The organism is Oceanibium sediminis (assembly GCF_003265325.1).
Taxonomy (GTDB): Bacteria; Pseudomonadota; Alphaproteobacteria; order Rhodobacterales; family Rhodobacteraceae; genus Halovulum; species Halovulum sediminis.
The window spans coordinates 1,070,512-1,088,783 of sequence record NZ_QGNX01000001.1 but is presented as its reverse complement, the minus strand read 5'-3'; the positions used below and the strand labels follow the sequence as shown (position 1 = coordinate 1,088,783).

20 protein-coding genes are annotated in these 18,272 nt (G+C 64.3%); 8 read left to right on the top strand and 12 right to left on the bottom strand.

Annotation, left to right across the window (positions count from 1 at the left end):
- Window positions 1-94: 94 nt before the first annotated feature.
- Together groL and groES are read right to left on the bottom strand one after the other, a co-directional pair.
- Window positions 95-1,738: a chaperonin GroEL gene (groL, locus tag DJ029_RS05190; RefSeq protein ID WP_112321231.1), complete on the bottom strand. Its 1,644-nt coding sequence runs from the start codon at window positions 1,736-1,738 to the stop codon at window positions 95-97.
- 50 nt (window positions 1,739-1,788) lie between these two features.
- Window positions 1,789-2,100, bottom strand: a complete 312-nt coding sequence (gene groES / locus DJ029_RS05185; RefSeq protein ID WP_112321230.1) for a co-chaperone GroES — start codon at window positions 2,098-2,100, stop codon at window positions 1,789-1,791.
- A gap of 209 nt (window positions 2,101-2,309) precedes the next feature.
- Between groES and DJ029_RS05180 the strand changes: the two genes are divergently transcribed.
- From DJ029_RS05180 to DJ029_RS05155, 6 genes are all read left to right on the top strand, one after another.
- Window positions 2,310-3,311 (top strand): TraB/GumN family protein, encoded by a 1,002-nt coding sequence (locus DJ029_RS05180; RefSeq protein ID WP_157966273.1) that lies wholly within the window; start codon window positions 2,310-2,312, stop codon window positions 3,309-3,311.
- A 33-nt stretch (window positions 3,312-3,344) separates the two neighbouring features.
- Window positions 3,345-4,220: a TIGR01459 family HAD-type hydrolase gene (locus DJ029_RS05175; RefSeq protein WP_112321228.1), complete on the top strand. Its 876-nt coding sequence runs from the start codon at window positions 3,345-3,347 to the stop codon at window positions 4,218-4,220.
- 137 nt (window positions 4,221-4,357) lie between these two features.
- Window positions 4,358-4,813, top strand: coding sequence for a MaoC family dehydratase (locus DJ029_RS05170; protein WP_112321227.1), 456 nt, complete (start codon window positions 4,358-4,360; stop codon window positions 4,811-4,813).
- Between the two features lie 33 nt (window positions 4,814-4,846).
- Window positions 4,847-5,788 carry a bifunctional riboflavin kinase/FAD synthetase gene (locus DJ029_RS05165; protein WP_112321226.1) on the top strand — a complete coding sequence of 314 codons (942 nt, stop codon included), beginning with the start codon at window positions 4,847-4,849 and terminating at the stop codon, window positions 5,786-5,788.
- A 5-nt stretch (window positions 5,789-5,793) separates the two neighbouring features.
- Window positions 5,794-6,267, top strand: a complete 474-nt coding sequence (locus DJ029_RS05160; protein ID WP_112321225.1) for a YcgN family cysteine cluster protein — start codon at window positions 5,794-5,796, stop codon at window positions 6,265-6,267.
- Window positions 6,267-7,313, top strand: coding sequence for a threonine aldolase family protein (locus tag DJ029_RS05155; protein ID WP_112321224.1), 1,047 nt, complete (start codon window positions 6,267-6,269; stop codon window positions 7,311-7,313). The genes DJ029_RS05160 and DJ029_RS05155 overlap by 1 nt, the downstream gene beginning before the upstream one ends.
- Before the next feature lie 4 nt (window positions 7,314-7,317).
- Here DJ029_RS05155 and DJ029_RS05150 read toward each other — a convergent pair whose 3' ends face one another.
- On the bottom strand, window positions 7,318-8,214 hold the full coding sequence (locus tag DJ029_RS05150) for a sulfotransferase (RefSeq protein ID WP_112321223.1): 897 nt from the start codon (window positions 8,212-8,214) through the stop codon (window positions 7,318-7,320).
- A 6-nt stretch (window positions 8,215-8,220) separates the two neighbouring features.
- Window positions 8,221-9,240, bottom strand: coding sequence for a ribose-phosphate pyrophosphokinase (locus DJ029_RS05145; RefSeq protein ID WP_112321222.1), 1,020 nt, complete (start codon window positions 9,238-9,240; stop codon window positions 8,221-8,223).
- A 121-nt stretch (window positions 9,241-9,361) separates the two neighbouring features.
- On the opposite strand from DJ029_RS05145, the gene DJ029_RS05140 reads away from it, so the two are divergent.
- The gene (locus DJ029_RS05140) at window positions 9,362-9,955 is read left to right on the top strand and encodes a 2-hydroxychromene-2-carboxylate isomerase (protein ID WP_112321221.1); all 594 of its coding nucleotides are present in this window, start codon (window positions 9,362-9,364) and stop codon (window positions 9,953-9,955) included.
- 6 nt (window positions 9,956-9,961) lie between these two features.
- Here the strand turns inward: DJ029_RS05140 and DJ029_RS05135 are convergent, their stop codons facing one another.
- The 8 genes from DJ029_RS05135 to DJ029_RS05100 all read right to left on the bottom strand — a co-directional run bounded on the left by DJ029_RS05135 (window position 9,962) and on the right by DJ029_RS05100 (window position 17,346).
- A complete protein-coding gene (locus DJ029_RS05135; protein ID WP_112321220.1) occupies window positions 9,962-10,732 on the bottom strand; it encodes a Stf0 family sulfotransferase in 771 nt (256 codons plus the stop codon).
- A gap of 22 nt (window positions 10,733-10,754) precedes the next feature.
- On the bottom strand, window positions 10,755-11,141 hold the full coding sequence (gene atpC / locus DJ029_RS05130) for an ATP synthase F1 subunit epsilon (protein ID WP_157966272.1): 387 nt from the start codon (window positions 11,139-11,141) through the stop codon (window positions 10,755-10,757).
- Entirely contained in the window at window positions 11,131-11,853 is a 723-nt protein-coding gene (locus DJ029_RS05125; RefSeq protein ID WP_112321219.1) for a class I SAM-dependent methyltransferase, read from the bottom strand. The genes atpC and DJ029_RS05125 overlap by 11 nt, the downstream gene beginning before the upstream one ends.
- 7 nt (window positions 11,854-11,860) lie before the next feature.
- Window positions 11,861-13,285 (bottom strand): F0F1 ATP synthase subunit beta, encoded by a 1,425-nt coding sequence (atpD, locus tag DJ029_RS05120; RefSeq protein ID WP_112321218.1) that lies wholly within the window; start codon window positions 13,283-13,285, stop codon window positions 11,861-11,863.
- Window positions 13,286-13,303: 18 nt separating this feature from the next.
- A complete protein-coding gene (locus DJ029_RS05115) occupies window positions 13,304-14,182 on the bottom strand; it encodes a F0F1 ATP synthase subunit gamma (RefSeq protein ID WP_112321217.1) in 879 nt (292 codons plus the stop codon).
- A 34-nt stretch (window positions 14,183-14,216) separates the two neighbouring features.
- A complete protein-coding gene (gene atpA / locus DJ029_RS05110; RefSeq protein WP_112321216.1) occupies window positions 14,217-15,749 on the bottom strand; it encodes a F0F1 ATP synthase subunit alpha in 1,533 nt (510 codons plus the stop codon).
- Between the two features lies 1 nt (window position 15,750).
- Window positions 15,751-16,311 (bottom strand): F0F1 ATP synthase subunit delta, encoded by a 561-nt coding sequence (locus DJ029_RS05105; protein WP_112321354.1) that lies wholly within the window; start codon window positions 16,309-16,311, stop codon window positions 15,751-15,753.
- A gap of 252 nt (window positions 16,312-16,563) precedes the next feature.
- On the bottom strand, window positions 16,564-17,346 hold the full coding sequence (locus tag DJ029_RS05100) for a methyltransferase domain-containing protein (protein WP_112321215.1): 783 nt from the start codon (window positions 17,344-17,346) through the stop codon (window positions 16,564-16,566).
- A gap of 27 nt (window positions 17,347-17,373) precedes the next feature.
- Here DJ029_RS05100 and gloB point away from each other — a divergent pair, with 27 nt between their 5' ends.
- Window positions 17,374-18,141, top strand: a complete 768-nt coding sequence (gene gloB, locus DJ029_RS05095) for a hydroxyacylglutathione hydrolase (RefSeq protein WP_112321214.1) — start codon at window positions 17,374-17,376, stop codon at window positions 18,139-18,141.
- Window positions 18,142-18,272 lie beyond the last annotated feature (131 nt).

The following is an 18,272-nucleotide window of genomic DNA, read 5'->3' as shown; positions in this document are numbered from 1 at the left end:
CACAGGAACCCACCCTACGGTGCCCGCTGCTGCCGGAACGCAAAAGGGGCCCCGCGAGGGGGCCCCTTCCGAAATCAGCACCTTTGGGCGCAGCTTACATCATGCCGCCCATGCCGCCCATGTCGGGCATGCCGCCACCAGCGCCTGCGCCTTCCTTGGCGGGCTTGTCGGCGACCATGGCTTCGGTGGTGATCAGCAGACCGGCAACCGAGGCAGCGTCCTCAAGAGCGGTACGCACCACTTTGGCGGGGTCGATCACACCGAACTTGAACATGTCGCCATATTCTTCGGTCTGAGCGTTGAAGCCGAAGGCCAGATCGTCGCTTTCGCGGATCTTGCCAGCCACAACCGCACCGTCGACACCGGCGTTTTCCGCGATCTGACGCAGCGGCGCTTCCAGCGCGCGGCGCACGATGGCGATACCAGCGTCCTGATCGGAGTTTGCACCGGTCATGTCGAGCAGCGACTTCGCCGCCTGAACCAGGGCAACACCGCCACCGACGACGATACCTTCCTGCACGGCCGCACGGGTCGCGTTCAGGGCATCGTCAACGCGGTCCTTGCGCTCTTTCACTTCGACTTCGGTCGCACCGCCAACGCGGATCACGGCAACACCGCCAGCCAGCTTGGCCAGACGCTCCTGCAGCTTCTCACGGTCGTAGTCGGAGGTGGTTTCCTCGATCTGCGCGCGGATCTGGGTGACCCGTGCTTCGATCTCGGCTTTTTCGCCAGCGCCGTCGACGATGGTAGTCTCGTCCTTGGTGATGGACACCTTCTTGGCCGAACCCAGCATGTCCATGGTCACGGACTCGAGCTTCATGCCCAGGTCTTCGGAGATCACCTGACCACCGGTCAGAATGGCGATGTCCTGCAACATGGCCTTGCGGCGATCACCGAAGCCCGGCGCCTTGACGGCAGCGATCTTCAGGCCACCACGCAGCTTGTTGACGACCAGGGTCGCCAGGGCTTCGCCGTCCACGTCTTCCGCGATGATCAGCAGCGGCTTGCCGGACTGGATCACGGTTTCGAGCAGCGGAACCATCGGCTGAAGCGAGGAGAGCTTCTTCTCGTGCAGCAGGATGACGGCGTCGTCGAGCTCGGTCGTCATCTTGTCGGCGTTGGTGATGAAGTAGGGCGACAGGTAGCCACGGTCGAACTGCATGCCTTCGACAACATCGGTCTCGGTCTCGAGGCCCTTGTTCTCTTCGACGGTGATGACACCCTCGTTGCCGACCTTCTGCATCGCGTCAGCGATCTGGCGGCCGATCTCGGATTCGCCGTTGGCGGAGATGGTGCCAACCTGGGCAACTTCGTCCGAACCGGAAACGGCACGGGACGCGTCTTTGATCGACTGGACAGCCTTGGTCACGGCCAGGTCGATGCCGCGCTTCACATCCATCGGGTTCATGCCGGCGGCAACGGACTTCATGCCTTCCTTGACGATGGCATGGGCCAGAACGGTGGCGGTGGTGGTGCCGTCACCGGCAGTGTCGTTGGTGCGCGAAGCAACTTCGCGGACCATCTGGGCGCCCATGTTCTCGAACTTGTCCTCAAGTTCGATTTCCTTGGCCACGGACACACCGTCTTTGGTGATGCGCGGTGCACCGAAGGATTTGTCGAGCACCACGTTGCGGCCTTTGGGGCCCAGCGTCACACGGACAGCGTTTGCAAGGGTATCGATACCCTTCATCATCTTGTCACGGGCGTGCGTGTTGAATTTGACGTCTTTAGCGGACATTCGTTAAGTCTCCGTCAGTCTTGAGTTTCGGATCAGTCGGCGTCAGGCCTTCAGGCCGCTGCGGAAGCCGCGCTGTCGGACATGATGCCGAGGATGTCGCTCTCTTTCATGATCAGCAGGTCTTCACCGTCGATCTTGATTTCCGTGCCGGACCATTTGCCAAACAGGATGCGGTCGCCGACCTTGACGTCCATGGAAATGCGGTCGCCATCTTCATCGCGGGCGCCGGCGCCTACTGCGATGATCTCGCCTTCGGCAGGCTTTTCCTTGGCGGTGTCAGGGATGATCAGCCCGCCTGCGGTCTTTTCTTCGCCTTCGATGCGGCGGACCAGCACGCGGTCGTGCAGAGGTGTGAAGTTCATGGATATCGCTCCTCTTCGCTATCCAGATTGTCAGGTGGATGGGAAAAGCCGCTCGGTTAGCACTCCCCATCCCTGAGTGCCAACAAAGCGGAGATAGGCATCGCCAACAAGCGAGTCAACCCCCGCGCCATCGCATTCGGAGGTGGAATTTCCGCCGCAACCCGCGATACTCGCTCCCAGCCCCAGAGCCAGAAGTTGGAGCCTGCCCAATGCACCTCGTCCGCGCCTTGTCCGTCTTTGTCCTTTCGGTGTTCACGCCCGCCGCTTACGCCGCGTGCAACGGCATCGACCTTTCGGCGGACTGGACCCCGGACTTCCGCGCCGAGGTCGAGCAGATGGCCAACGCCGAGCCCTACCCCGAGGGCCGCTTTTTCGAGGTCACCAAGAATGGCGCGAGCTCGGTCATCTTCGGCACGATCCACCTGTCCGAGGACGCCGTCGCCACCCCGCCCGCAGCGCTTATGGCCCGCCTTGCCGAGGCCGAGGAACTGCTGATCGAAATCACCCGCGAGGAAGAACAGCGCATGATGCGCAACCTGATCCTTAACCCAGAGGTGATCCTCGCCGCGCCCGACCGCAGACTGAGCGATTCGCTGCTGCCCGCCGAATGGGCCGCCATAACGGAGCTGGCGGCCCCCCTGGGCATCGACGCCGACCTGGCCGACCAGATCGCCCCGTGGTTCCTGATGATCACCCTGTCCAACCCCGCCTGCGTGCTGGAGGATCAGTATTCCGGCAAGCAGATCCTGGACCGGCGGATCGAGGCCGGCGCAAAGGCGCGCGACATCCCGGTCAGCGGGCTGGAAAGCTTCGATGACGTGTTCGGCCTGTTCTCCGACGTGCCCTACGACGAGCAGGTGGAGATGCTGCGCATGGGCCTGCCGTCCTACACCATGGCGGAGGATTTCCTCGAAACGACAAAGCAGCTCTACCTTGCCGGTAAGGTGATGCAGATCTGGTCCTTTTCCATGGTGCTGACGGAAGATGCCTTCGTGGAAGCGGCCTCGGCGACAGCCGCCATGCAAGCGGCCGAGACCTTCACCGGCCTGCTCCTGGAGGCGCGCAACACCGCCTGGGTGCAGACCCTGCGCCCGAAGCTTGAGCAGGGCAACCGCGTCATCGCCGTGGGGGCGCTGCACCTGGGCGGCACGGGCGGGCTGCTGGACCTTCTGGAGGCAGAAGGATTTGCGATCCGGCGGCTGGACGGGTAATCGGCGGACACCCCCCGCCAGGAAAGAACACTCATGACCCAGATCATCACCGCGCTCAGCGACATCTCCGCACGATATGACGTGCTTTACTGTGACCTGTGGGGCTGCCTGCATGACGGCAAGCGGGTGCACCCCGCCGCCGCCGCGGCGCTGACCGCCTTCCGCAAGACCGGGGGCACGGTCATCCTGGTCACCAACTCCCCCCGCCCCCGCCGGGCGGTGGCCGAACAGCTGAAGGGCCTCGGCGCGCCCGACGACTGCTATGACGACATCGCCTCCTCCGGGGATGCGGCGCAGGCGGCCCTGGCGGCGGGGCTGTTCGGCAAGAAGGTGCACCACATCGGCCCCGAACGTGACCTCGTGTTCTTCCAGGCCGAGGATGGCACCCCGCTGGACGTGGAGCGTGTCCCCCTGGAGGACGCCGACAGCGTCGTCTGCACCGGGCTGTTCGACGATCGCAGCGAAACCCCCGAGGATTACCGCCTGACCCTGATGCGCGCGAAGCAACGCGGGCTGAAGCTGCTCTGTGCCAATCCCGACGTGGTCGTGGACGTGGGCGATCAGCGGATCTACTGCGCCGGCGCGCTGGCGGCGTTCTACGAGTCGCTCGGCGGGCCCGCCTATTACTTCGGCAAGCCCCATGCGCCGATATACGGCCTGTCGCGCCAGCGCGCCGAAGCTATCCGCAAGGAGCAGATCGGCGACGAGGCGATCCTGTGCATCGGCGACGGCATCAGCACCGACATCAAGGGCGGCGTCGCGGAAGGACTGGACACGCTGTTCATCACCGGCGGCCTGGCGGCAGAGGAAACACGCACGATCGAAGGTACCCCCGATCCCGATGCGCTGGAAGCCTACCTGCGGGACTCACGGCTTTCGGCCACCGCCGCCATGGGGCGCCTGCGCTGATCAGGTAACGAAATGGCGCAGCAGCGCAAATTATAGCAACTTTATTGCGCAATGAAGTTGCACCTGCCCTTGGCTTGGAGTATCCAAGGCCCGGGGCCGGGATTCGCCCGGCCCGTTCCAGTCCGGAGAAACGGCCGATGCTCGATCATGCTCAGCACAACTTTCCCGTCGGCACGATCTGCATCGAGGATCTCGAGATCGGGACGACCCGCTCGATCTCCAAATCCATCACGGACGCGGATATCGCCGCCTTCGCCAGCCTTTCCATGGACCACAACCCGGTCCACCTGGACGAGGATTACGCCCGCGAAACCATCTTCGGCGGGCGCATCGCCCATGGAATGCTGACCGCGGCCCTGATCTCGGCCGTGATCGGCGAGCAATTGCCCGGCCACGGCAGCGTCTACCTTGGCCAGTCGCTGAAGTTCATGGCCCCCGTGCGCCCCGGCGACCGGGTCGAGGCGATCGTCGCCGTGCAAGCCATTGACTATGCAAAACGTCGGGTCACACTTGAATGCAGATGCATGGTGGGTGATACCGTCGTGCTGAGGGGTGAAGCGCTGGTTCTGGCGCCGAGCCGCAAATTCGACTAGGCCAGGCATCCAAGCCCTGGCAGACAGGGCCCGATGCGACGCCACACAGACTACACAGGCCTGGCCCCAAGCGACCGAGGGGCAAGCGTTGCCATAGGCAATTTCGACGGTGTGCATCTTGGCCACCAGTCCGTCATCGGGCTGGCACGCGCAGCGGCGGCGCAGCTGAACAGCCCGCTGGGCGTCGTCACCTTCGAACCGCATCCCCGAAGCCATTTCGCCCCCGACGCGCCCGCGTTCCGCCTGATGAACGCCGACGGCCGCGCGCACCGGCTAGAGAAGATTGGCATCGACCAACTCTACGAGCTGGCCTTCGACTATCGCATGGCCGCGATGAGTGCGGATCACTTCGTAGCCGAGATCCTGGTCGCGGGCCTTGGCATCCGCCACGCGGTTATTGGGGCGGACTTCCGTTTCGGCAAGGGCCGGCGCGGCGATGCCTACCTGTTGCAGGCGCTGGGGCGGACGCACCGCTTCGAGGTATCGATCGCGCCACTGGTGGGTACCAACTACCGTGACTATTCCTCCACCGCGATCCGCGAGGCGCTGACCAACGGCGACACCGCCGAGGCGGCCCGGATGCTGGGCCACTGGCACCGCATCGACGGGCAGGTCATCAAGGGCGACCAGCGTGGGCGCGAGCTGGGCTATCCCACCGCAAACCTGTCGCTCGACGGGCTGCACCTGCCGCGCTTCGGCGTCTATGCCGTGCTGTTCGACGTTCTCAGCGGGCCGAACAAGGGGAACTACCACGGCGTCGCAAGCCTTGGGGTGCGGCCGACCTTCGGGGTGAACGCGCCCAACCTGGAAACCCATGTCTTCGACTTCGAGGTCGATCTCTACGGCGCCGACGTGTCGGTCGCGCTGGTGTCCTTCCTGCGCCCCGAAGAGTCCTTTGACAGCGTTGATGCCCTGATCGCGCAGATGGACAAGGACAGTGCCAACGCCCGCGCCGCGTTGAAAGAACTGGTCTGAGCCCCATGACAGATGATCCGATCAAACGCTCGGGATTGCGCCCGCGCTTCTGGGAAACCGTTCCCATGGCGGACATGACCCGCGACGAATGGGAAGCCCTTTGTGACGGCTGCGGCAAATGCTGCCTGCGCAAGCTGGAGTTCGAGGACACGGGCGAGGTGGAATACACCAACGTCGCCTGCAAACTTCTGGACACCGACACCTGCCGCTGCCGCGACTACGCCAACCGCAAGGCCAAGGTGCCCGATTGCGTGGTCATCAGCCCCAAGACGCTGCCGTCGGTCCTGTACTGGATGCCCGGCACCTGCGCCTATCGCCTGCTGGCCGAGGATCAGCCGCTGCCCGACTGGCACCCGCTGATCAGCGGACGGGCGGAAAGCGTGGCCGAGGCGGGGATCTCGCTGGCGGGGCACATGATCTCGGAGGAAGAGATCGACGAGGACGACCTCGAGGAATACATCGTGGAAGGATTGCAGTGATGTGGTTTACCTCCGACAACGCGGGCCCCGCGCATCCCAACGTGATCCGGGCGATGAGCCGGGCCGCTTCCAGCTACAGCGGCTCCTACGGCAGCGACGCGCTGACCGAGGGCGTGACCGCGCGCATCCGCGAGCTGTTCGAGGCACCCGAGGCTTCCGTCTACCTGGTGGCGACGGGCACGGCGGCGAACGCGCTCAGCCTGGCCACGCTGTGCCCGCCCTGGGCGACGATCTATTGCCACCGGCAATCCCACGTGGTGGACGATGAATGCGGCGCGCCGGAATTCTATTCCAACGCCCGCCTGACCCTGCTTGAGGGCGACAACGGCAAGCTGGCCCCGGACACCGTGGCCGAGGCGCTGCGCCGCGCAGCCCCCCAGGGCGTGCACAACGTACAGAAGGGCGCCGTCAGCATCACCCAGGTGAGCGAACGCGGCACGGTCTATGACCTCAAGACGCTGCGCGCGATCGGCGCGGCGGCGAAGGCGGCCGGCGTGCCGCTGCACATGGACGGGGCGCGCTTTGCCAACGCACTTCAGGCGCTGGACTGCACCCCGGCCGAGATGAGCTGGAAGGCGGGCGTCACCGCGCTCAGCCTGGGCGGGACCAAGAACGGGCTGATGGCCGCCGAGGCGGTGGTACTGTTCGACCCGGCCTACGCCTGGGAGTTCGAGCTGCGCCGCAAGCGCGGGGCGCAGCTTCTGTCCAAGCACCGGTTCCTGGCCGCGCAGATGCAGGCCTATCTTGAGGATGAACTGTGGCGCTCGCTCGCCGAGACGGCGAACGCCCGCGCCGCGCAACTGGCCGCCGGGCTGCTCGGGGTGGACGGTGTCACCGCGCTGCACCCGGTCGAGGCGAACATGCTGTTCCTGCGCCTGCCCCGCGCCCTGCACGGAACGCTGCAGGCAGGCGGTGCGAAATACGGCGAGGACAGCGCCTCCATGCCCAGCAACCCGGATAGCCCCACGATTGACGTGCGCATGGTGACCAACTGGGCGACGACACGGGACGCGATCGAACAGCTCCTGAGTATCGCGCAGAGCTGACCGCCTAGGGCTTGCGCCACGCTTCCGGCAGGTCATCACCGAAACGCCGGCGGCAATAGCGGTACACCGGGCGCAGCATCTGCATCAGCTGCGCCTCTTCCTCAGGGGTGAAGTCCCCATCGCGGGGCGAGGCGTTGCGCACCTCTCCGAAATCCGCCGGGATGACGCTGAGGCCCAGGAAAGCGCAAAGTGCCTCGACCGTATCCTCGGTGAAGAGCGTTTCGTAAAATCCGATGAACAGCTCTTCAGGGGGGAAGGCCGCTTCCAGCGCCTTGATCGTGCGGTCATAGCGCCCGCGCGCGATGTTGCTCGGCTCATGCATCGCACGCAGGGCGATATCCTGCGCCCGGATCCCACGCGGCTGGCCGCTGTCGCGAAAGCGCATCCGCGCGGCGGAATAGATCCGCTCAATCGGGTCACGCATCAGAAAAACGACCCGCGGGGTCATCCCGGCGCTTTTCAGGAAACGCCGGATATCCGTGAAGGCTGCCGCGTTTAGGGCGGCGTAGGACGGGGTTATTTCCCCCACCAGTTTCGCGGGGGCGGCGATTCGGGCGAACATCTCAAGATAGGCGCGGTCGTCCTCGATCATGCGGACGCGGTCGATTCGCTCCAACATGCCGCGACGAAGCCGCATCTTGCTGTCCTGATGCTTCTCCACCGCCTCACGCAGGCGCTTTACGGCCCGCGTATGGAAATTCCCGAACAGGCGGGGGCGAAAGCGCGCATCGAAGAAATGCACCTCCTTCATGTGGGTCATCGCCACATCCGGATGCGCCCGAACGTACCGGTCAAGCCAGCTTGTTCCCGCCTTTTGCGCGCCGATCCCCAGAAGGAAGGTCTTGCCGCTCAACTCTGGCAACTCATCCGTTGCGGCAAGGGCGCTGAGCGGCGCGGCCATCACCGATCAGGCCCGCATCTTAGCCGGGTAGGCGACCTCGTAGATGGGCGACAGCGTCTCGTCATCGAACAGCGACGACACCGAGGTCCCGTTGGCGATGTTCTGGATCGCCTGCGCGAAGATCGGCGCGGTCGGAATGATCCGGATGTTGTGCGCCGCCAGCACCGGGGCCGTGGGCTGGATCGAGTCGGTGATCACCAGCGACTTCATCTTCGAGCTTGTCACCCGCTCCACCGCCGGGCCGCTGAGCACCCCGTGACTGATGTAGGCGTGCACTTCCTTCGCGCCCTGCTCGATCAGCAGGTCCGCCGCCTTGCACAGGGTGCCGGCGGTGTCCACGATATCGTCGATGATCAGGCACTTGCGGTCCTTCACCTCGCCGATGACGGTCATCGAGGCGATCTCACCGGGTGCCGCTCGGCGCTTGTCCACGATGGCGAGGTCGGCATCGATCCGCTCGGCCAGTTCGCGCGCACGGGCCACGCCGCCCACGTCGGGGGAAACGACGGTGATGTCGCTCGTGTCCTCGAAGTGGTGCTTGATATCCAGCGCGAACACGGGGGAGGCGTAGAGGTTGTCCACCGGAATGTCAAAGAAACCCTGGATCTGCGCGGCGTGCAGGTCCATCGTCAGGATCCGCTCGATCCCGGCGCGGGTCAGCAGGTTCGCCACCAGCTTCGCGCTGATCGGCGTGCGCGCCTTGGTGCGCCGGTCCTGCCGTGCATAGCCGAAATAGGGGATCACGGCGGTGATCCGGTCGGCCGAGGAACGGCGCAGCGCATCGACGATGATGAGCAGCTCCATCAGGTTGTCGTTCGCCGGGTTCGAGGTGGGCTGGATGATGAACATATCCTCGCCGCGCACGTTCTCGAACACCTCGACGAAGATTTCCGCGTCGTTGAAACGCTCCACCCGTGCCTTGCACAGGCGTACGCTTTCGCCGCGATGAAAGCTCATGCGGCGGGCAATCCCCTCCGCCAGTGGTCGGTTCGCATTGCCGGAGATCAGCTTGGGCTGGTTGCTCATAAGGGTCTCGTGTGTCAGGGCCGGATGGGCTTTCCCGTATCATCCCCGCCCGCCCTTGCAAAGTCCGCAAGGGGCTCCATCATGCGGCAGATCGCGCATATACGGCGGAAAGGCGAGGAAAATGGCCCATATCGACTACTACTTCACGTTGCTGTCGCCCTTCACCTACCTGGCTGGCCAGCGGCTGGAAGGGATCGCGGCGAAACACGGCGCCAGCGTGACCTACAAGCCCTTCAACCTGGGCGAGGTCGGCAAGGAAACCGGCTTCGTCCCGCTGGCCGAACGCGCCCCCGCGCGCCGCGCCTACCGCATGCAGGACCTTGCCCGCATCGCCGACATGACCGGCCTGCCGATCAACCGCGAACCCGCACACTGGCCGATGAATCCCGTGCCCGGCACGGTTGCCGTCATCGCCGCCCAGAAGGTGGGCGGCGGGGACCTGGGCCTGCTGGTGCACGCTCTGCTGCGCAGCACCTGGACCAACGAAAAGGATATCGCCGACGGCGCCGTGGTCCGCGATTGCCTGAAGGAAGCGGGCTTTGACCCTGCCCTCGCGGATCACGACATGCTCGGCGCGATCGATACCTTCGAGCGGTTCACCAGGGACGCCATCGACGCCGGTGTCTTCGGATCGCCCAGCTACGTCGTGCGCGATCAGCTGTTCTGGGGGCAGGACCGGCTGGACCACCTAGACCGGCACCTCGGCCAGCTCTGACCCCGCTCAGAGGTAGGGCAGCAGGCGGCTTTCGACGTAGGCCCTGACGCCCGCGCGCAGCCTGTCGGCGGTTTCATCCGTCACCAGCTTGCGCAGCGTGCGTTGGGCCACAGCCGCCCGCGGGGTCATACGGAACCGGCTGGCCTGCTCATGCAGCCTTCGGGAGGTATCCTCGACCGAGGCGGCGATGGACTCATACGTCAGGTGCAACGCGATATCGGGGTTTGCCGCGGCGACGCGCAGCAGGACGTCCCGCTCCTCTGCCGCGATCATCGCGGCGCGCAGGATCGCGTTGCGCAGTTTCTCGGGATTGTCTTTTGCGAACAGATCCTGGGGCGTGGACCCCGCCGCACCCTGGCTATGGTAGACGCCGGTGCGTTTGGCGGTGATCCGGCTGATCGCCTGGTCGATCGCGTTTTCGCGGGTCAGAACGATCAGGTTCACGCCGTCAAAATTCTGGCGGGCCCAGTCGATGAACGCCTTGCAGGCGGCCTCCGGCTCGGGGCGCGAATCCTGGTCCCCGGTGATGTATTGGATGATACGGGGCGCGTAGTTCACCATCAGCTTGATCGCCGCGACCCCGGAATCGCCGGTCGCCTGGGGCTGCTGAAGGATGTCCCGGATCGTCGCCTCGGTAACGCCGGGCTTGGGCTTGCCCCCACCAACGACCTTCAGGAAATATTCGCCCGGGCGGCCCATACCGCCCAGGGAAAAAATGTCCTGGCAGAGCAGCGTGGACCCGGAGCGCTGGTTCGCAAGAACGAGCGTCAGTTCCATATTCGTATTCCGCCTATCCTGATCAGCCGACCAGCTTCATCAGTTCGGTGACGTCGTTCACACGCATCCGCGCAGCTGCCGAAGCTTCGCCGCTTTCGGCGATCTCGACAGCGGCTTTCGCCTCGGCCAGGACGCCTTGCAGGATGTCGGCGTTCGCATCGGCGCGGGGCATCGCACGCTCGGCCAGGATCGAGGCGCCGTCGGTGGAGATTTCCGCGAAACCGCCGGTCACGACGAACTCGCCCGCCGAGTCGCCGCCGACCACGGTGACGATGCCGGGGCGCAGGGTGGTTACTGTCGCGGCGTGGTTTTCCATCACCGTCATGTCGCCTTCCATACCGGGCAGGCGCACGCTGGTGACTTCGGCGGAAAAGAGCTGCCGTTCGGGGGTGACGATATCAAGTCGCATGGGTTCCATTCTCCTCATCCGGCAGGGGCGCATCGGCGCGCGGCAGGATGTACTGGTAGTGATCTTCCTTGATCAACGCAATGTCGTGACGCTTGGCGAAATGGTCCACCGCACGTTTCGTCCCGGCATGTTTCGCGCCGGGGTCTTCGAAATAGTCGTCGCCGATCAGCACGCCGGTCGGCTTCAGTTTGGGCCAGATGCACGTCAGGTCGGCGAGCACATCCTCGTACTTGTGGGCCGCGTCCAGGTAGACGAAGTCCAGCGTGCCGTCCGGGATCTCGGCGAAGAACTCGGTCGAGTACTGTTTGCGCACCTCGACCACGCCGGGATACCGCCTGGCAAGCGCTTCGGCCCGAGCCATGGCGTCACGGGTCTTCAACGTGCCGTCCAGCGTGTAGGGCGTGCTCCAGCTGAAGGTTTCGCCGTGCAGCCGGTCCCAGGGATCGACCAGGTACAGCTTGGCGGGCTTGAAATGGCCCGCCAGCACTTCCGAGAAATGCGCCCAGAAGACCCCCACCTCCGCGCCGACGCCCCCTTCGGGAACGTAGCGGCGCAGAAACTTGCGCTTGCGCGCGTGGTAAGCCTCGCGATGGGCGCGGCGGGCGGATTCGAGCGGGTCGAACCGGTCGACCCAGCCACGTTCCAGCGCCTTGGCGGTCTTCTTCAACCGCTTCAGGACGCCGGGTGCAGCTTGGGTCCGCCCTTCCGCCATCACCGGATCAGGCCGCCGCTGCGGCCATCTTCTCGGCCTTGGCCTTCACGTCCTCGATACCGCCGACCATGTAGAAAGCCGATTCGGGCAGGTGATCGTACTCACCGGCAACAACGGCCTTGAACGAGGAGATGGTATCCTCCAGCGGCACCTGCACACCGGGCGACCCGGTGAACACCTCGGCCACGTCGAACGGCTGGCTGAGGAAACGCTGGATCTTACGAGCGCGGGCCACGGTCAGCTTGTCGTCTTCGCTGAGTTCGTCCATCCCGAGGATGGCGATGATGTCCTGAAGCGACTTGTAGCGCTGCAGCGTCCCCTGAACGTCACGGGCGACCTGGTAATGCTCTTCGCCCACAACGGCCGGATCGAGGATACGGCTGGTGGAGTCGAGCGGGTCAACCGCCGGGTAGATGCCGAGCTCGGAAATCGCACGGGACAGAACCGTTGTCGCATCGAGGTGCGCGAAGGACGTCGCGGGCGCGGGGTCGGTCAAGTCATCCGCAGGCACGTAGATCGCCTGCACGGACGTGATCGAGCCGGCCTTGGTCGAGGTGATCCGCTCCTGCATCTGGCCCATGTCGGTGGCCAGCGTCGGCTGGTAACCCACGGCCGAAGGGATACGGCCCAGAAGTGCGGACACCTCGGACCCGGCCTGCGTGAAGCGGAAGATGTTGTCGACGAAGAACAGAACGTCGGTCCCGGACTGGTCGCGGAACTGCTCGGCCATGGTCAGGCCGGACAGGGCAACACGCGCACGCGCACCCGGCGGTTCGTTCATCTGACCGTAAACCAGAGCCACTTTCGATTTCGTCAAGTCGTCAGCGTTGATGACCCCGGATTCGATGAATTCGTAGTACAGGTCGTTCCCTTCACGGGTCCGCTCACCCACACCGGCGAAAACCGAGTAGCCCGAGTGCACCTTCGCGATGTTGTTGATCAGTTCCTGGATCAGAACCGTCTTGCCGACGCCGGCACCGCCGAACAGACCGATCTTACCACCCTTGGAGTAGGGCGCCAGAAGGTCGATCACCTTGATGCCGGTGACCAGGATGTCGGACGAGGTCGCCTGCTCGGCGAACTCGGGCGCGGGGGCGTGAATCGGGCGGAACTCGGTCGCTTCGACCGGGCCCTTCTCATCCACGGGATCGCCGACCACGTTCATGATCCGGCCCAGTGTCGCGTCGCCCACGGGAACCATGATCGGGCCGTTGGTGTCGCTGACGGGGGTGCCGCGGACCAGACCTTCGGTCGAGTCCATGGCGATGGTGCGCACCGTCCCCTCACCGAGGTGCTGGGCGACTTCCAGGATCAGCTTGTTACCGTTGTTGTCCGTCTCAAGTGCGTTGAGGATCTGCGGCAGCTCCCCCTCGAACTGGACGTCGACGACCGCGCCGATCACCTGTGTGATTTTGCCTGTTGCGTTAGCCATATTGCTATCTCCGTCCCGTTAGAGCGCTTCCGCGCCCGAGATAATCTCGATGAGTTCGCTGGTGATCGCAGCCTGCCGCGACCGGTTGTACTGGATCGTCAGCTTGTCGATCATTTCGCCCGCGTTGCGCGTCGCATTGTCCATGGCGCTCATCCGGGCGCCCTGTTCGGATGCGGCGTTTTCCAGCAGTGCGGTAAAGATCTGCGTCGCGATCGAGCGCGGCAGAAGATCGGCCAGAATGGCTTCCTCCTCCGGCTCGTAATCGTAAAGCGTCCCCTTGTCGTCACCGCCCTCGACCGTGTCGAACGTGGCCGGGATCAACTGCACCGCGGTCGGGATCTGGCTGATCACCGACTTGAAGGTGTTGAAGTAGATCTTGCACACGTCGAATTCCTCGGCCGCGAAACGCGACAGCACGTCCATCGCAATACCGTGGGCGTTGTCGTAACCGACCTGCTTAACCTCGGACAGATCGACATGGCCGACCAGCAGGTCAGCCTTGTCCCGGCGCAACTGCTCGCGACCCTTCTTGCCGACGGTGATGATCTTCACCGTCTTGCCTTCGGATTGCAGCTTGTTCGCCTCGGTCCGCGCCAGCTTGACGATGGACGAGTTGAAACCGCCGCACAGGCCGCGCTCGGCGGTGGCGACGATCAGCAGGTAGGTCTTTTCCTGGCCCGTGCCGGTCAACAGCTTGGGCGCAGAGGGGCTGTCTTTGGCCCCCTTGGCAAGGTTCGACAGAACCGCGTTCATCCGGTCGGCGTAGGGCCGCGCGGCTTGTGCGTTTTCCTCGGCGCGGCGCAGTTTTGCCGCGGCGACCATCTGCATCGCCTTGGTGATCTTCCGCGTGGATTTCACGCTTTCGATCCGTATCTTCAGGTCCTTGAGGCTTGGCATCGGCCAGTCACTCCTTCCCTATAAGGCGTTCAGATCAGGCGAAATCTTTGGCGACAGCGTCGATTGCCGACTTGATGGCCTCTTCCAGGTCACCGGCGACCTTGCGATCGTTGTTGGCGATGTCGGCCAGCAGGTCCTTGTTGTTGGACCGCACGTGGCTCAGCAAGGTTGCTTCGAAACGCTTCACGTCGCTGACGGGCATCTTGTCCAGGTAGCCTGCCGTACCGGCGTAGATCACGATGACCTGCTCGGCGTTGGTGAGCGGCGAGTACTGCGGCTGCTTCAGCAGCTCGGTCAGGCGCGCGCCACGGGCCAGCAGACGCTGGGTGGAGGCGTCGAGGTCCGAGCCGAACTGCGCGAAGGCGGCCATCTCGCGGTACTGCGCCAGTTCCAGCTTGATCGAGCCTGCAACCGACTTCATCGCCTTGGTCTGCGCGGCAGAGCCAACGCGCGACACCGACAGACCGGTGTTCACGGCGGGGCGGATGCCCTGGAAGAACAGTTCCGTCTCAAGGAAGATCTGACCGTCGGTGATCGAGATCACGTTCGTCGGAATATAGGCCGACACGTCGCCTGCCTGGGTTTCGATGATCGGCAGCGCGGTCAGCGAGCCCGAGCCGTTGTCCTCGTTCAGCTTCGCCGAACGCTCCAGCAGGCGGGAGTGCAGGTAGAAAACGTCGCCGGGGTAGGCTTCGCGGCCGGGCGGGCGGCGCAGCAGCAGGGACATCTGGCGGTAGGCCACGGCCTGCTTGGACAGATCGTCGTAGATGCAGAGCGCGTGCATGCCGTTGTCACGGAAATACTCGCCCATGGCGGTCGCGGAATAGGGTGCGAGGTACTGCATCGGTGCAGGCTCGGACGCGGTCGCGGCCACGACGATGGAGTAGGCCATCGCGCCGGTTTCTTCCAGCTTCTTCACCAGCTGCGCAACGGTCGAGCGCTTCTGGCCGATGGCGACGTAGACGCAATACAGCTTCTTGCTCTCGTCGTCGGTGTCGTTGACCGACTTCTGGTTCAGAACGGCGTCCAGCGCCACGGCGGATTTACCGGTCTGACGGTCGCCGATGATCAGCTCGCGCTGGCCACGGCCAACGGGGATCAGCGCGTCGATGGCCTTCAGGCCGGTCAGCATCGGCTCATGCACCGACTTACGCGGGATGATGCCCGGCGCCTTGACGTCGGCAACCGAACGCTGGGTCGTCTCGATCGGGCCCTTGCCATCGATCGGGTTACCCAGCGCGTCCACCACGCGACCCAGCAGCGCCTTGCCGACGGGAACGTCCACGATGGAGTTGGTGCGCTTGACGACGTCACCTTCCTTGATGTCCCGGTCCGAGCCGAAGATCACGATACCGACGTTGTCCGATTCCAGGTTCAGCGCCATGCCGCGGATGCCGCCGGGGAATTCCACCATCTCGCCGGCCTGGATGTTGTCCAGCCCGAAGACGCGGGCGATACCGTCGCCCACGCTGAGCACACGGCCAACCTCCGCAACTTCAGCTTCCTGGCCGAAATTCTTGATCTGGTCCTTAAGGATCGCAGAAATCTCTGCTGCTTGGATCGCCATGTTATCCGACCTCTTTCATCGCGTTTTGCATTTTGTTCAGTTTCGCGCGGATCGACGTGTCGATCATCCGCGATCCGACTTTGACGACCAATCCACCGATGAGGCTTTCATCGATGGTGGTCCTGATGACGATATCCTTGCCGACCGACTTCTTCAGGCTGGCCGACAGGGCTTTGGCTTGTGCGTCCGACAGGGGTTTCACGGCGGTCACCTCGGCGGTGACCTCGCCCCGCTCGTCCGCGATCAGGGCCTGCATGGCCACGATCAGGCTGGGCAGGACGAAAAGACGGCGCTTCGCGGCCATGAGACCCAGCGTGTTGCGCATCAGATCGCTCAGACCCATCTTTTCGGACACCGCCCGGATCGCGTCGCCCTGCTGGGCCCGCGAATAGATTGGGGAGCTGATGAGGGCGCGAAGGTCGCTGCTCTCACCCAGCGCGGCGGACAGGGCATTCAGGTCGGCTTCGATACCATCGATCTGCCCGGCGTCTTTGGCCAGCTCGAACAGGGCCGTCGCATAGCGCCCTGAAATGCCGGAAGTTAGGGATCCAGTGTCAGACACGACCACTCCGTACATAGTATGATGCCGACCTCAGCCCATGTCGGGCGCGGTCGGCACGGGAAAGGGGTCTGGTGAAACCCCTGCGAAATCGGCGCGGTGATACCAGAGGCCTTGCCATGTGGCAAGGGAACAGCATCGTCACGCATACACCCGGATTACTTTATTTTACAGGCTATTCCCGGATTGGCGTCTACCCTGCGACGCTTTGCGCACCCTGCGCGGGCGCAGGGTGCTCATTTCATTGGCGATTCTTCAGCTCGCCACTTTGAATTCAGGTATTCGCCCCCGCGAAGCGGGCTTCGGCGCGGGCTGTGTCAGCCCCTCCAGCACCTCCAGCGGGCCGGGCACGGTCACGCCGGAGCCGCGCTTGGGCGTGGCGTAGACCTGTTTCTTCGCCTCCACCAGCAGCGCGCCGGCCAGCATCTGCGCGTCCAGCTTGCGGCCCAGGCGTTCCCACAAGCGATCCGTCCGCAGCCAGAACCGCCGGTGACTGGGCGGCGTATAGAGCGCCGCTGCATGGCGCTGGGGCAGGAAATTGTGCTCGCGCAGCAGCCCCTCCACCTGGCCGAAGCTGTAGGGGCGCCCATGACCGAAGGGCGTCGCATCGCGCCGCGCCCAGATGCCGGAGCGGTTCGGCACGATGAAAATCACCTGCCCGCCGGGCGCAAGGACGCGGTGGATTTCCTCCAGCAGCGCGTTCGCCCGCTCGCAGGTTTCAAGGCCATGCGCCACGATCAGCCGCTCGATCGAGCCCGTCGCCACAGGCCAGCTCGTTTCCTCCACCAGGACGGAATGGTTGTCCTCGCCTTGCGGCCAGGGCATCACCCCCTGCTGACCCGGCATGAGAGAGATTACCCTGCGCGCATCCACGAGGAACGGGCGCAGGAACGGCACGGCAAAGCCGAACCCGGCAACCGTCATGTGGCTGGTGTCGGGCCAGAGGGTGCGCAAAGCGTGCTGCAGGGCACGTTGGGCTGTACGCCCAAGCTTTGTCCTGTAATAAAAGGCTCGCAACTCTACCACATCCATATGCATTGGTGTGTTCCCAGAAGGATTCCGACAATGGCTTTTCAGATCGTAACGATTCCCTGCCTCAGCGACAATTACGCGTTTCTGCTGCGTGATTCCGATGCAGGTGTGACAGCCGTGATCGATGTACCCGATCACCAGCCTATCCTTGCCGAACTGGAAACGCGGGGCTGGAAACTCGACCAGATCATCCTGACCCATCACCATTTCGACCATATCGAGGGCGTCGCCCCCCTGGTCGAGGCCACCGGCGCCAAGGTGATCGGGGGCAAGGCCGACGCCCATCGCCTGCCGAAACTGGATACGCAGGTTTCCGAGGGCGATACCGTCATGGTTGGGGGGCTGAAGGGACATGTGATCGATGTCTCCGGGCACACGGTCGGCCACCTCGCCTTCCATTTCCCCGAGGCGAACGCGGTGTTCACGGCAGACAGCCTGATGGCGCTCGGATGCGGCCGCATCTTCGAGGGCGACCCCGAGATGATGTGGGCCTCGCTCTCCAAGCTCGTAGCGCTGCCGCCTGAGACGACGGTGTGCTCGGGGCATGAATACACCGCCTCGAACGCGAAATTCGCGCTGACGATCGAGCCGGGCAACGCCGATCTGCAAGCCCGCGCCAAGGCGGTGGACGCGGCGGTGGCGGCAGGCACGCCCACGGTGCCCTCGACCCTGGCGGAAGAGCTTGCGACCAACCCCTTCCTGCGCGCCCGCCTGCCCGAAGTGAAAGCGGCCATCGGCATGGAAGGCGCCTCCGACGTCGCCACCTTCACCGAGATCCGCGCGCGCAAGGACAATTTCTGATCCGCATCCCCCGTGATACCTGGGGGCGCGCTAATGCCCGGAGCAAGCCACAAAGCTGCCCCGGGCATGAGGCGCCCGAAGAACAGTGCGCACGGAACATCTTGTAACCTCCTTTCGGGCGCATAAATCTT